General features: G+C 65.4%; 16 protein-coding genes and 1 tRNA gene. 14 read left to right on the forward strand and 3 right to left on the reverse strand.

Annotation, left to right across the window (positions count from 1 at the left end):
- Positions 1-378: 378 nt before the first annotated feature.
- The 13 genes from ruvB to H4O11_RS15665 all read left to right on the forward strand — a co-directional run bounded on the left by ruvB (position 379) and on the right by H4O11_RS15665 (position 9,954).
- A complete protein-coding gene (gene ruvB / locus H4O11_RS15605; protein ID WP_182340474.1) occupies positions 379-1,419 on the forward strand; it encodes a Holliday junction branch migration DNA helicase RuvB in 1,041 nt (346 codons plus the stop codon).
- Positions 1,412-1,846, forward strand: coding sequence for a tol-pal system-associated acyl-CoA thioesterase (gene ybgC, locus H4O11_RS15610; RefSeq protein WP_182340476.1), 435 nt, complete (start codon positions 1,412-1,414; stop codon positions 1,844-1,846). The genes ruvB and ybgC overlap by 8 nt, the downstream gene beginning before the upstream one ends.
- Positions 1,847-1,867: 21 nt before the next feature.
- Complete coding sequence (gene tolQ / locus H4O11_RS15615) at positions 1,868-2,644, forward strand: protein TolQ (protein WP_182340478.1); 777 nt, start codon at positions 1,868-1,870, stop codon at positions 2,642-2,644.
- Positions 2,645-2,664: 20 nt separating this feature from the next.
- Positions 2,665-3,090: a protein TolR gene (gene tolR / locus H4O11_RS15620; protein ID WP_182340480.1), complete on the forward strand. Its 426-nt coding sequence runs from the start codon at positions 2,665-2,667 to the stop codon at positions 3,088-3,090.
- Positions 3,080-4,138, forward strand: a complete 1,059-nt coding sequence (gene tolA, locus H4O11_RS15625) for a cell envelope integrity protein TolA (RefSeq protein ID WP_182340482.1) — start codon at positions 3,080-3,082, stop codon at positions 4,136-4,138. The genes tolR and tolA overlap by 11 nt, the downstream gene beginning before the upstream one ends.
- Before the next feature lie 149 nt (positions 4,139-4,287).
- A complete protein-coding gene (gene tolB, locus H4O11_RS15630) occupies positions 4,288-5,607 on the forward strand; it encodes a Tol-Pal system beta propeller repeat protein TolB (RefSeq protein WP_182340484.1) in 1,320 nt (439 codons plus the stop codon).
- A 63-nt stretch (positions 5,608-5,670) separates the two neighbouring features.
- A complete protein-coding gene (pal, locus tag H4O11_RS15635) occupies positions 5,671-6,186 on the forward strand; it encodes a peptidoglycan-associated lipoprotein Pal (protein ID WP_182340486.1) in 516 nt (171 codons plus the stop codon).
- 3 nt (positions 6,187-6,189) lie between these two features.
- Positions 6,190-7,008 carry a tol-pal system protein YbgF gene (gene ybgF, locus H4O11_RS15640; protein WP_182340488.1) on the forward strand — a complete coding sequence of 273 codons (819 nt, stop codon included), beginning with the start codon at positions 6,190-6,192 and terminating at the stop codon, positions 7,006-7,008.
- Positions 7,009-7,084: 76 nt separating this feature from the next.
- Positions 7,085-7,783, forward strand: coding sequence for a 7-carboxy-7-deazaguanine synthase QueE (queE, locus tag H4O11_RS15645; protein ID WP_182340490.1), 699 nt, complete (start codon positions 7,085-7,087; stop codon positions 7,781-7,783).
- Positions 7,784-7,887: 104 nt separating this feature from the next.
- Entirely contained in the window at positions 7,888-8,553 is a 666-nt protein-coding gene (queC, locus tag H4O11_RS15650) for a 7-cyano-7-deazaguanine synthase QueC (protein WP_182340492.1), read from the forward strand.
- A gap of 120 nt (positions 8,554-8,673) precedes the next feature.
- A tRNA-Lys gene (locus tag H4O11_RS15655) sits at positions 8,674-8,749 on the forward strand.
- Between the two features lie 363 nt (positions 8,750-9,112).
- A complete protein-coding gene (locus H4O11_RS15660; RefSeq protein ID WP_182340494.1) occupies positions 9,113-9,502 on the forward strand; it encodes a hypothetical protein in 390 nt (129 codons plus the stop codon).
- Positions 9,503-9,654: 152 nt separating this feature from the next.
- Positions 9,655-9,954, forward strand: a complete 300-nt coding sequence (locus tag H4O11_RS15665) for a hypothetical protein (protein WP_182340738.1) — start codon at positions 9,655-9,657, stop codon at positions 9,952-9,954.
- A 40-nt stretch (positions 9,955-9,994) separates the two neighbouring features.
- Here H4O11_RS15665 and yghX read toward each other — a convergent pair whose 3' ends face one another.
- From yghX to H4O11_RS15680, 3 genes are all read right to left on the reverse strand, one after another.
- Positions 9,995-10,882 (reverse strand): YghX family hydrolase, encoded by an 888-nt coding sequence (yghX, locus tag H4O11_RS15670; RefSeq protein ID WP_182340496.1) that lies wholly within the window; start codon positions 10,880-10,882, stop codon positions 9,995-9,997.
- Between the two features lie 60 nt (positions 10,883-10,942).
- Positions 10,943-11,362 (reverse strand): response regulator, encoded by a 420-nt coding sequence (locus H4O11_RS15675; protein ID WP_182340498.1) that lies wholly within the window; start codon positions 11,360-11,362, stop codon positions 10,943-10,945.
- 119 nt (positions 11,363-11,481) lie between these two features.
- Positions 11,482-12,255 (reverse strand): CPBP family glutamic-type intramembrane protease, encoded by a 774-nt coding sequence (locus tag H4O11_RS15680; protein ID WP_182340500.1) that lies wholly within the window; start codon positions 12,253-12,255, stop codon positions 11,482-11,484.
- A 154-nt stretch (positions 12,256-12,409) separates the two neighbouring features.
- Here H4O11_RS15680 and H4O11_RS15685 point away from each other — a divergent pair, with 154 nt between their 5' ends.
- Positions 12,410-12,682: a TFIIB-type zinc ribbon-containing protein gene (locus H4O11_RS15685; protein ID WP_182340502.1), complete on the forward strand. Its 273-nt coding sequence runs from the start codon at positions 12,410-12,412 to the stop codon at positions 12,680-12,682.
- Positions 12,683-12,764 lie beyond the last annotated feature (82 nt).

Raw genomic sequence — 12,764 nt, forward strand, 5'->3', positions numbered from 1 at the left:
GCGCGGGGCCATGCCCCGCTGCTCTTGTTTCCGGCATCGCGCCAACGGCAGCGGGGCATGGCCCCGCTCTACCGATTTTTCTTTGTTTCGCGCCAACCCGTCCCGCCCCACCTTCGACCGGTCCATGCGGCGTCGGGTAGCGCCGGGCCATGCCCGGCGGAACGGGGTGATGGGTGATGGGTAGAGCGGGGCCATGCCCCGCTGCTCTTGTTTCCGGCATCACGCGAATGGCAGCGGGGCATGGCCCCGCTCTACCAGGCTGGCGGCTACCGGCCACCTCTCAGACGCAGCTCTTGCCACCAGCCGCGAGGGGGTCTCACCCGTTCGTTCACCGGCAAATCGCACGGCATGCGATCGATTTGCCGCATAATCAGCAGCATGACCGACGACCGTATCATCGGCGCCGACGCCACCCGCGAGGATGACGCCGTCGACGCCAGTATCCGCCCCAGACGCATGGCCGATTACCTCGGCCAGGCGCCGGTGCGCGAGCAGATGGATATCTACATCCAGGCCGCCAAGGCCCGCGGCGACGCGCTGGACCATGTCCTGATCTTCGGCCCTCCCGGGCTGGGCAAGACCACCTTGAGCCACGTCATCGCCAATGAACTGGGCGTGGCCCTGCGGGTGACCTCCGGCCCGGTGATCGAGAAGGCCGGCGACCTCGCCGCGCTGCTGACCAACCTGCAGCCGCACGATGTGCTGTTCATCGATGAGATCCATCGTCTGTCGCCGGTGATCGAGGAAGTGCTGTACCCGGCGATGGAAGATTTCCAGATCGACATCATGATCGGGGAAGGCCCGGCCGCCCGTTCGATCAAGCTCGACCTGCCACCGTTCACCCTGATCGGCGCGACCACCCGCGCCGGCCTGCTCACCGCGCCGCTGCGCGACCGCTTTGGCATCGTCCAGCGGCTGGAGTTCTATACCGTCGAAGAACTGACGCGCATCGTGCGCCGCTCGGCGAAGATACTGGGCATCGATTGCACCGCGGAGGGGGCAGGGGAGATCGCGCGTCGTTCGCGTGGCACCCCGCGTATCGCCAACCGCCTGCTGCGGCGCGTGCGCGATTACGCCCAGGTGAAGGCCAATGGCCACATCGACCTGGAGGTGGCACAGGCGGCGATGGTGATGCTGAAAGTAGATCCGGAAGGCTTCGACGAGCTCGACCGGCGCTTCCTGCGCACGCTGGTGGACTATTTCGAGGGCGGGCCGGTCGGCGTCGAATCGATGGCCGCAGCGCTGTCCGAAGAGCGCGGCACGCTGGAAGACGTGGTCGAGCCCTACCTGATCCAGCAGGGCTTCCTGGTGCGCACCGCGCGTGGCCGGATGGCCACGCATCGGGCGTATCGCCATCTTGGGCTCAAGCCGAAGGCCGCCCCGGTAGACCTTTTTGCCGAGCAATCCGACAATGAGTGAGCCCCGGTTCAGTTGGCCGACACGCATCTACTGGGAAGATACCGACGCAGGTGGCGTGGTCTACCACGCCCGTTACGTGGCCTTCATGGAGCGGGCCCGTACCGAATGGATGCGCGCGCTGGGCTTCGGCCAGGAGCGCATGCGCAGTGAACACGGGATGGTGTTCGCGGTCCGTGCCATGCAGATGGACTTCATCAAGCCGGCGCGCCTGGATGATGCGCTGGAGGTCACCGCCACGCTGGTGCAGTGCAAGCGCGCCAGCATGGTCTTTGCCCAGCAGGTGGTGCGCGATGGCCAGGTGCTGTTGGGCGCACAGGTCAGGATCGCCGCGCTGGATGCGGGGAACTTCCGCCCGCGCGGCATGGACGATGCCCTGCTGTCCGTGCTCAAGTCCCATGAACAACCCGAACATTCCGAACAACACTGATTGGCAGACTGAGGAACAACGATGATCGCAATGCTTCTGGCCCTGCAGGCCACGGTGGTCGAGGCGCTGCCGCAGGACGTGACCAGTGCCGCCACCGAGACCGCCGCACAGGCGACCCGCAGCGGCATCAACTACTGGGAACTGATGAGCAAGGCCAGCATCCCGGTGATCATCATCGTGCTGCTGCTGCTGGCCGGCTCGTTCATCAGCTGGGTCATCATCTTCCGCAAGGCACGCGTGTTCTCGCAGGCCACCCACGAAGCCGATGAGTTCGAGAACCGCTTCTGGTCCGGCGCGGACCTGGGCAAGCTGTATTCCGCAGCCACCGACCGCAACCGCAGCGTGGCGGGGCTGGAGTCGATCTTCGAAGCCGGCTTCCGCGAGTACAACCGCCTGCGCGACCGCCGCGGCCTGGATGGCCGTGCGTTGCTGGAAGGCGCCCAGCGTGCCATGCGCACCAGCTATACCCGTGAAGTGGACCGCCTGGAGCGCAACCTGGAACTGCTGGCCAACATCGGTTCCACCGCCCCGTACGTGGGCCTGGTCGGCACCGTGTTCGGCATCATGGTGACCATGCACGACATGATCAACAGCGGTGAGCAGGCCGGTATCGCTTCGGTCGCGCCAGGTATTTCCGAAGCCCTGTTCGCTACCGCCATCGGCCTGTTCGTGGCGATCCCGGCGGTGTGGGCCTACAACCGCTTCACCACGCGCGTGGAGCGCATGGCGGTGCGTTTTGAAACCTTCGCCGATGAGTTCAGCTCCATCCTGCAGCGCCAGACCGGCGTAGACGACTGAGCCCACGCGAGGAATCCGCCATGAGTGCCATCGGTCGCCGCAAGCGTCGCAAGCTGAAATCAGAAATCAACGTCGTGCCGTACATCGACGTCATGCTGGTGCTGCTGATCATCTTCATGGTCACCGCGCCGCTGCTCACGCTGAGTTTTGAAGTCGACCTGCCGCGTTCCAACGCCAGGGCGCTGGAAAGCAAGCAGGACCCGATCGTGGTCTCGGTGCGCCAGGACGGCCAGCTGAGCCTGAAGCTGCCCGACGACAAGACACCCAACGCGATGAGCGCGGAGGAAATGCAGGCCCGCCTGGGTGGCATCGTCGCCCAGGACAAGGGGGTGCGCGTGATCGTTGCCGCCGACCGTGCCGTCGCCTACGAGAAGGTGGTGGCCGCGATGGACGTGCTGAAGCGTGCGAACGTGGAAAAGGTTGGCCTGGCCACCGATGCACAGTGACGCCTTGCCACCACCGCGCGACGAAGAGCAGGGCTGGGGCTGGCCGGTTGGCCTGGCGGCGCTGGTCCACCTGCTGGTTGCACTGATCTTCATCGTGGCCTGGCTGTGGTCCCCGCAGCGCAATACCGAGGCCGCCGCTGGCGATCCTGCGGTGCAGGCCGACATGGCACTGTCCAGTGCCGAAGCCTCTGCCGCGCGCCAGGCCCTGCGTCAGTCCGAACGGCTGGAAACGCTGCCCGAACCGATTCCCGAGCCCATCGCCGAACCCGAACCCGAACCCGAACCCGAGGACACCGTGCCGCCACCGCAGCCGTTGCCCGAGCCGCGTCCGATGGATGCACCGACGCCGCAGCAGTCGCAGGCGCAGGAGCGCATCGCCCAGCCGGACAAGGTGGACCAGGATGCGGTCAGCGCCTTGGCCGTCTCGCAGGAGAAAGCCAGGCAGGAGCAGGAAGCCAAGCGTCGCCAGGAGCAGGTCGACCTCACCGAACGCAAACGCCAGGAAGAAGCCGAGCAGAAGGCACGCCTGGCCAGGCAGCAGGAAGCCGACCGCCAGAAGAAGGTGGCCGAGGACGAGCGCAAGGCCAGCGAAGACAAGGCCGAACAGGACAAGCAGAAGAAGATCGCCGAGCTGCGTGCACGCCGCGCACAGGCCGAGAAGGAGGCGACGCTGGCCGAGCAGCGCCTGCGCCAGGTGGCGGCGGCACGTAATGCGGCGGCCAGTGCCAGTGCTGCCGCACAGCCGGCCGGCGGTGCGGGCGGAACCAGCGACGACCTGACGGCCAAGTATGCTGCCGCCATCCAGGCCAAGGTGCAGGACGCGTGGATCCGGCCGGAGAACATCCCGTCCGGCCAGCGCTGCCAGATCACCATTACCCAGCTGCGCGGTGGCCGGGTGCTGTCGGCCAAGGTCGGTGCCAGCTGTCCCTATGACGAGGCAGGCAAGCGTTCGATCGAGGCCGCCGTGCTCAATGCCCAGCCCTTGCCGTATGCCGGGTTCGAGCAGGTGTTCAACCGCGAGCTGATCCTCAACTTCCGCCCGGATTGACCGGGACCCCGGGGTGGGTGCCGGTCGCTGGCCGGCACGGCCTGGACTGGCCGTGCCGACCTTGCTTTCACATGGGCTTGGTTCATGATTGCGAAACCATTCACCCCCGTCCTGCTATCCCTCGTAATGGTTCTTCGACTGAGCATTCCATGAAAAAGATGCCCCGCTGGCTGGTCGCGTTCGCGGCCCTGTTGCTTCCCTTTGCCGCGCTTGCGCAGCAGAAGGGCCTTGAGATCGACATTGTCGGCGGCAGTGCCTCTGCCACGCCGATCACCGTCGTGCCGATGCCTTACGAGGGGTCGGCTGGCGCGCCGCAGACCGACGTCGCTGCCGTCATCCGCGCCGACCTGGACCGTTCCGGCCAGTTCCGTACGCTGCCCGAAGCACAGATCGTCGAGAAGCCGACCCGCGGCGGCGACATCCAGTTCCCCACCTGGCGCGCGCTGAAGCAGAACTACATCGTGATCGGTCGCGTGCTGGACGCCGGTGCCGGCGCCTACCGCGTGGAGTACGAACTGTTCGACGTGCCCAAGGGCGAGCGCCTGCTCGGGCTGGCGATGACCGCGCGCGGCAACGCCATGCGCGATGTCGCCCACCAGATGGCCGATGCCATCTATGAAAAGATCACCGGCGTACGCGGTGCGTTCTGGACCCGCATCGCCTATGTCACGGCCAGTGGCCGTGGCGATGCGATGCGCTATGCGCTGATGGTGGCCGATTCGGATGGCTACAACCCGCAGACCATCGTGCGTTCGGCCGAACCGCTGCTGTCGCCGTCGTGGAGCCCGGATGGCGGCAAGCTGGCCTATGTGAGTTTCGAGCGCGGCAATTCGGCGATCTACATCCAGAACATCTCCACCGGCGCGCGTGAGCTGGTCACCAGTTTCCGCGGCATCAACAGCGCGCCATCGTTCTCGCCGGACGGCAGCAAGCTGGCGCTCAGCCTGTCGCGTTCGGGCAACCCGGAAGTCTATGCAATGGACCTGGGCAGCAAGCAGCTGACCCAGCTGACCAACCACCTGGCCATCGATACCGAGCCGACCTGGGCGCCGGATGGCAGTGCGGTGTACTTCACCTCCGACCGTGGTGGTCGTCCGCAGGTCTACAAGGTCTCCGCCAACGGCGGCAGCGCCGAGCGGGTGACCTTCCAGGGCAACTACAATGCAAAGCCGTCGGTGTCCTACGATGGCAAGAAGATCGTGATGGCGCAGGGCTCGGGCAACAGCTACAAGGTCGCGATGATGGACAGCTCGCTCGGTTCGCCGCGCTGGAGCACCCTGTCCACCGGCTCGCTGGACGAGTCGCCCAGTTTCGCGCCCAATGCCAGCATGGTGTTGTATGCCGCCCGCGAGGGTGGACGTGGTGTGCTGTATGCGGTTTCGGCCGATGCACGGGTGCGCCAGCGCCTGGTGTTGGCCGATGGCGATGTCCGTGAGCCGGCGTGGTCGCCATACCGTACCAAGCGCTAAAAGAGTGTTAATATTTTCATAGTTTTCACCCACTCACCGGTTAGGAGCCTCAAAGGTATCGCCATGAACAAGACCACCCAAGTTCTGCTTGTTTCCCTGTTGTCCGTGGCCGTCCTGGCCGGTTGCTCGAAGAAGGTGAAGGAAGAGCCGGCAGCGCCGGTCGAAACTCCTTCGACGACCCAGCCGGCACCGCCGACCACCTCCGGCCTGTACGGCCCGGGTGACCTGGACACCGACGCTTGCCTGCGCCAGCGCGTTGTCTACTTCGACCTGGACCAGGATGCGGTCAAGCCGGAGTTCCAGGCCATCATGGCGTGCCATGCCAAGTACCTGCGTGACCGTCCGTCCTCGCGCATCACCCTGCAGGGCCACACCGACGAGCGCGGCAGCCGTGCGTACAACCAGGCACTGGGCGAGCGTCGTGGCAATGGCGTGAACTCGGCCCTGGCCGCCAACGGCGGTTCGGCTTCGCAGCTGACCGTGGTGTCCTACGGTGAAGAGCGTCCGGTGTGCACCGAGTCGGCCGAGTCCTGCTGGTCGCAGAACCGTCGCGTCGAAATCGTCTACACCGCGCAGTAATCCATGCGCATTGGCATCAAAGCGATGCTGGTCGTAGCGGCAGCCCTCGTGGCTGCCGCTCCGGCGCACGCACAGCGGCAGAGCCTTGCCGACCGCGTCGGCGCAGTCGAGCAGCAGCTGTACAACAACAGTGCCAACCAGGACCTGTTGAACCAGATCAACCAGCTCAGCCAGCAGGTCCGGCAGATGCAGGGCACGATCGAACAGCTGCAGCATGACAACGCCCAGCTCAAACAGGGCAACCAGGACGCATTCCTGGACCTGGACGAACGCCTGAACCGCCTCGAAGGTGGTGCGGCACCGATGATCCCGACGGCACCCGGCAGCAATGCGCCGCTGCCTCCGGTTCCGGCTGTCCAGCCTCCTGCAGCGGCCACTTCCGAGCGGCCGCCATCGGTCCATGGCGATGCAGGCAGCCTGGCCGCCAGTGGCGATGAACGCACCACCTACAACGTTGCGTTCGATGCACTGAAGGCCGGCAAGTACGATGATTCGGCGCAGCTGTTCCTGAGCTTCCTGGAACTGTATCCGAATGGTGTCTACGCCCCGAATGCGCTGTACTGGCTGGGCGAGAGTTACTATGCCACGCGTAATTTCCCGATGGCCGAGAGCCGGTTCCGTGAGCTGATCTCCCGCTATCCTACCCACGACAAGGCCGCTGGTGGCCTGCTCAAGGTTGGCCTGTCGCAGTTCGGCGAAGGCCAGGTGGACCAGGCCCAGCAGACCCTGGAGTCGGTGGTGACGCAGTATCCCGGATCGGATGCCGCGCGTACCGCGCAGGACCGGTTGCAGTCGATCCAGTTGGGTCGCCAGATCCGCTGACCTTTCTCGATGGATGCTTTTCTGTAGAGCCGGGCCATGCCCGGCTGCTCTCGTTTCAGACCCCCAAGAATGCCGCATGACCATTACCCCCGCCAACGCCGCCGCCACTCCCAGTGAGATCGTCCAGTCGGCCCTGCCGCGGCTGAAGATCACCGAGATATTCACTTCGCTGCAGGGCGAGGCGGATACCGCCGGCTGGCCGACGGTGTTCGTCCGCCTCACCGGTTGCCCGCTGCGCTGCCAGTACTGCGATACCGCCTACGCTTTCCATGGCGGTACCTGGTGGGACATCGATGCGATCGTCGCCGAGGTGCTGGCCCAGGGCGTGCGCCATGTCTGCGTGACGGGTGGCGAGCCGTTGGCACAGAAGCGCTGCCTGATCCTGCTGCAGAAACTGTGCGACGCGGGCCTGGACGTCTCGTTGGAAACCTCCGGTGCACTCGACGTTTCAGGCGTGGACCAGCGCGTATCGCGGGTGGTCGACCTGAAGACACCCGGCTCCGCCGAGATGGCCCGCAACCGGCTGGAGAACCTGCCGTTGCTGACCGCTCGCGACCAGGTCAAGTTCGTGATCTGCAGCCGCGAAGATTACGACTGGGCCAAAGGCATGGTGGCCGAGCATGGCCTGGCCGAACGCACGATGGTGCTGTTCTCGCCCAGCAAGGGGGAGATCACCGCCCGTGAGCTGGCGGACTGGATCGTTGCCGACCGGCTTCCCGTGCGCTTCCAGATGCAGTTGCACAAGCTTCTGTGGAACGACGAACCGGGCCGCTGAAGCAAACGTACCGCTCGCTACGTCCGGGAACCCATCCCTGGATTGTTCCATCCCGGCGCGGGACAGCGTGCTGGCTCTTCTCCCCAAAACCGGAAGTTCTACCCATGAAGAAGGCAGTCGTGCTTCTCTCCGGCGGCATGGATTCGGCCGCCGTCATCGCCCTCGCCCAGGAACAGGGTTTCGCCGTGCATGCCTTGAGCGTGCGCTATGGCCAGCGACACACCTCGGAACTGGATGCCGCCGCGCGCGTGGCCAGGGCGCAGGGCGTGGTCGCGCACAAGACCGTGGACGTGGACCTGCGCAGCATCGGCGGTTCGGCGCTCACCGATGACATCGACGTACCTGATGCGGGCGGCGAGGGCATTCCGGTCACCTACGTGCCGGCGCGCAACACCATCATGCTGTCGCTTGCGCTGGGCTGGGCCGAAGTGATCGGCGCCAACGACATCTTCTGCGGTGTCAACGCGGTGGATTATTCCGGCTATCCGGATTGCCGGCCGGAGTTCATCGCCGCGTTCCAGGCGCTGGCGAACTTGGCCACCAAGGCCGGCGTGGAAGGGGCAGGCATCAGCGTGCACGCGCCGTTGCAGTTCCTCAGCAAGGGACAGATCGTCAGCGAAGGCGTGCGCCTGGGGGTGGATTTCGGCCTCACGGTGTCGTGCTACAACGCCAATGCCGAAGGCGCTGCATGCGGCCACTGCGATGCCTGCCGCCTGCGCGCGCAGGGCTTTGCCGACGCCGGGGTGGCCGACCCGACGCATTACGCCTGACCGTTTGCCCGGGGAGGCGATGGTCGCCGGCCGTCACTTCCCGACACGCCACACCCGGTTCACCCCGCCTGCAAAACAGGGTAGAATGCACGCCCTCCGGTGCAGCGCCGGGGCAGCAATGGGCCGTTAGCTCAGTTGGTAGAGCAGAAGACTTTTAATCTTTTGGTCGATGGTTCGAATCCATCACGGCCCACCATTGCAGGCAACACCATCAAGCGCCCTTGGGCGCTTTTTTGTTGTCTGCAGGGCAGCCTGGCCGCGCCGTCGCAGAATACACATTTCCTGATGTACGGCACCGCGCGCAATGCGCAGCATGGAGTGGCTGAAACCCTGTTTTCAGCCGGGATTGGAGTCCCGATTCCATTTGCTGGATTTCTCTGTTGTTGCCCGCTCCGGGCCCGGCGGAGAATGCATCGTCTTGCCGGCTTCTGCGGCGGGCGATGCGTGGGGATTCCCTGATCCGCCGGTTATTCAGATCCAGCAAATGGACCGGTACTCCAACCCGCATCGCCCGCCACCTCGCATTCCGCCGGTGGCTTCATGCCTGAGAGGATGAACGATGCCCGACCATTTCCTGAGTGGCCCCCGCCTGCACGCCCTGCTGGGCGATGCCATGCACGACCTTCCGCCCGGCTTCACCGAAAAGCTGGAGCGCATGCTGGAAGAAAACGGCACGCCACTGCCTGCGACAAGCCGGGTGGTGCACCTGTCGTCCGCGCGCAAAGGCAAACCGGAGCAGGTGGCAGCCCCCGCCGGCTCCGGTGGTGCGCATGCCACCGGCAGCTTGGTCTGGCTGGCCGCGGTATTGGGTGCAATGCGCAACGTGCGCCAGGAACAGCGCGATGGCGGTGTGCCGTGGGACGTAGCCGAGCAGATGGTAGACGGTCTGCTGATGGCCAGCCAGGTGCTGGCAGCGGAAGCGCAGGATGCGCTGCCGGGGGCCCATTGATGCTGCGACGCGGCCGTCACTCACAGGAAAGCGACGCGCAGCGGATGCCACCCATCGGAATGCCGCGCGTGTCAGTTCCGTGGGAGCTGTCTCACTACGAGCTGACATGGCAGGCGCGTATGGTCGAGGTACGAACGGAGGACAGCACGCAGATGGCGAAGCACGAACGGCAGGACACTTCGGAAATCCGATGGTTGAGCTTCAGGTTGCGTAACGGGCAGTCGATCGCACCGTCCAAGCTGCGCGCGGGCTGGGCGGCGGCAGCGGCCGTGCCGGGCATCTCGGTACGCCGGGAGGACGTGGAAAGCGGGACGGTCGTGTACGCCTTGTACGGCCCCAGCAGCCTCAGCGCGCCACAGACCGCTGAAATGCGCATGCGCCAGTTCCTGATGGATGAGGGCTATACCTTCACCATGGGGACGCTGGGCGCGCGCCACAGCATCCGGCTCTGACTTCCTGTGCCGCAGGCCGGGCCTTGCCCGGCTGGCACGGTCACGCCAGATATCGCGTGAACCAGGCCAGCGTCCGCTCCCACGCCAGTTTTGCTGCTGCTTCGTCGTAACGGGGTGTCGAATCGTTATGGAATCCGTGGAAGGTGCCTGGATAGACGTGCGCCTGATACGTGGTGCCCGCTGACTTCAGCGCTGCCTCATAGGCTGGCCAGGTAGCGTTGACGTTGTCGTCCTTCTCGGCAAAGTGCAGCAGCAGCGGTGCCTTGATCTTCGGCACATCTTCCGGCTTGGCCTGGCGGCCGTAGAACGGCACCGCAGCGTCCAGTTCCGGATAGGCCACCGCCGCGGCGTTGGATACCCCGCCGCCATAGCAGAAACCGGTGATGCCGACCTTGCCGGTGCCCAGGTCCGAGGCGCGCAGGTACTCGATGGCGGCGAAGAAGTCGTTCATCAGTTTCTCCGGATCCACCTGTGCCTGCAGTTCGCGACCGCGCACGTCGTTGCCTGGATATCCGCCCACGGAGCTCAGGCCATCCGGTGCCAGCGCGATGAACCCGGCCTTGGCCACGCGTCGCGCGACATCTTCGATATATGGATTGAGGCCGCGGTTTTCGTGCACCACGACGATGGTCGGCAGCTTGCCGCTGGCCGTGGCGGGTTTCACCAGATAGCCACGCACCTGGCCATGGCCGTTGGGCGAAGGGTAGGTGATGTATTCGGCGACAATATCCGGATCGGTGAACTGCACCTGCTGGGCCAGCGCATAGTCCGGGCTGAGCGAGGCCAGCAAGGTCGTGGCGGCCACGCCTGCCACTGCAAAGGCGGCGGCGCGGTCGAGGAAATCGCGCCGGCTCAGGCGCCCATGCACGTAGCCGTCATAAAGCTTCAGCAGCTCGGGATGGAAATCCTTGGCGGTCAGTCGGTTCATGTGCTGCGCGTCCGGTGGCGGAAGGAGTGCTGAATCTACCACCGGCGCCGAGGTGCCGCGTCAGGCGGCCTGCGGGGCACCTTGTGGATGGTCGCTGCTGGCATGGACGAAGCAATGCCGGACGGCATCCAGCAGTTCGCTCATGCTGTATGGCTTGGGCAGGAAATGGATGCCGTGGTGCAGCTGCGGCAGCACGTCGTGCTGGCTCATGCCGGAGGTGACCAGGATCGGCAGGCGTGCAAAGGCCGCACGCACGCGGTTGGCTATTTCGATGCCGCTGATTCCACCCAGGCAGACATCGGTGAACACCAGGTCGAACCGCTCGCCCGCATTGAGCAGGCCCAGTGCAGCCTCTGCGGAGCTCACGCCGACCACCTCGCAGGCCTGGCTTTCCAGGGTGAGGCGGCTCAGTTCCAGGGTTTCTTCGGAATCTTCCACCAGCAGCACGCGCGGCTGGACATTCTGCTTGGACAACAACATGACGCAATGGCTCCGGACACGGATGGAACGACACCCGCTGGCGCTTTGGGTGCCCCAGCGGCGCGCAAGTATGCTTCGTGCCGGGGTGAGTTCCGTGTGCAGGAATCGAGAAGTTGCCGTTACACCGGCGCCAGGCGGCGACGGCGCGAGCTGCCCGCGCGCCACACCAGCACCAGGGCAAGCGCCGCGGCGCCCAGGCGCAGGCCGATCCCCTGCCAGTTCAACGCGATGGCATCGGGCACGCTGATGACATTCCAGGCCAGGTTCAGCGATACGTGCAGCGCCAGTCCGCTCCACAGCGTGTAGCCGTCCAGGCGGTTCAGCCAGGCGAACACGAAACCGCCAAGTGCGGTGACCGCAAACACCAGCGTGGCCAAGACACCGCCTTCCAGCCCGCCGGAACCGAGCCAATGCACCGCGCCGAACAATACGGCCTGCACCGCGGCGGCGAGCCACCACGGCCAGCCCAGCACGCGATGGGCGAACACGAAACCGAGTCCGCGGAACAGGATCTCCTCTGCCAGCGGAAACAGCAGTGCAAGCATCAGCAGCGACAGCGCATCGATGTCGTTGTTGATGCCACCCAGCCACCACAGTCCCAACCAACAGGGCACGGTGGCCAGCACTACCAGCAGTGGCGCACGCACGCCGTTGCACTGCAGGCCGAGGCTTCGCCGCAGCGAGTGTCCAGGCGCCAGCAGCAGGCGGGCGACCAGCAATGCCACCAGCACGGCAAAAAGGTTGTCCAGCAGGCTTCCGCCGAAGGGCATCGGCAGGGCCGGGATGGGCATGCCGATGTCGTGGGCGATATCGCGTACGGACAGGCCGAGTGCCACGGCCAGCACCAGTACAACGGAGGCGGGCATGGCAGGCAGGCGGGACAGGCGGATCATCGGGGCGTCCATGCGGGGGCGATGGCGCACTATCGCCGCGTTGCAAGCTGGCGCCATGCGCCGGAGGTCCCTGTGCCGATTGTCATGCCTGTTGCCGGTCAGTCATTACCACGCAGTTACAGTGTGGGTTCTTCTTCGTCCAGGAGCGCCAGCGATGCTGTGTCCCGTATGCAAGACCCAGGCGCTGGGCATGTCCGAGCGCCAGGGCATCGAGATCGATTTCTGTCCACAGTGCCGCGGCGTGTGGCTGGACCGCGGCGAGCTGGACAAGATCATCGAACGTTCGGCGTCCGCGCCCGCCGTGCCGCCACCGGCAGTGCCGCCACCGGTCGCGGTACAGCATCGCGATACGCGCCACCTGGGCCAGCGCCAGGATTACAGGAAGAAAAAGAAGGAAAGCTTCCTGTCGGAGCTGTTCGACTTCTGAGTCGATGGTCCGGATGCAGGCATGCTCGCCGGGCATGGCCCGGCGCTACGCGAGGTGTGCATCGCCTGTCGAACCGCTCTTG

The sequence above is a fragment of the Stenotrophomonas tumulicola genome, from assembly GCF_014117215.1.
Classification (GTDB): Bacteria; Pseudomonadota; Gammaproteobacteria; order Xanthomonadales; family Xanthomonadaceae; genus Stenotrophomonas; species Stenotrophomonas tumulicola.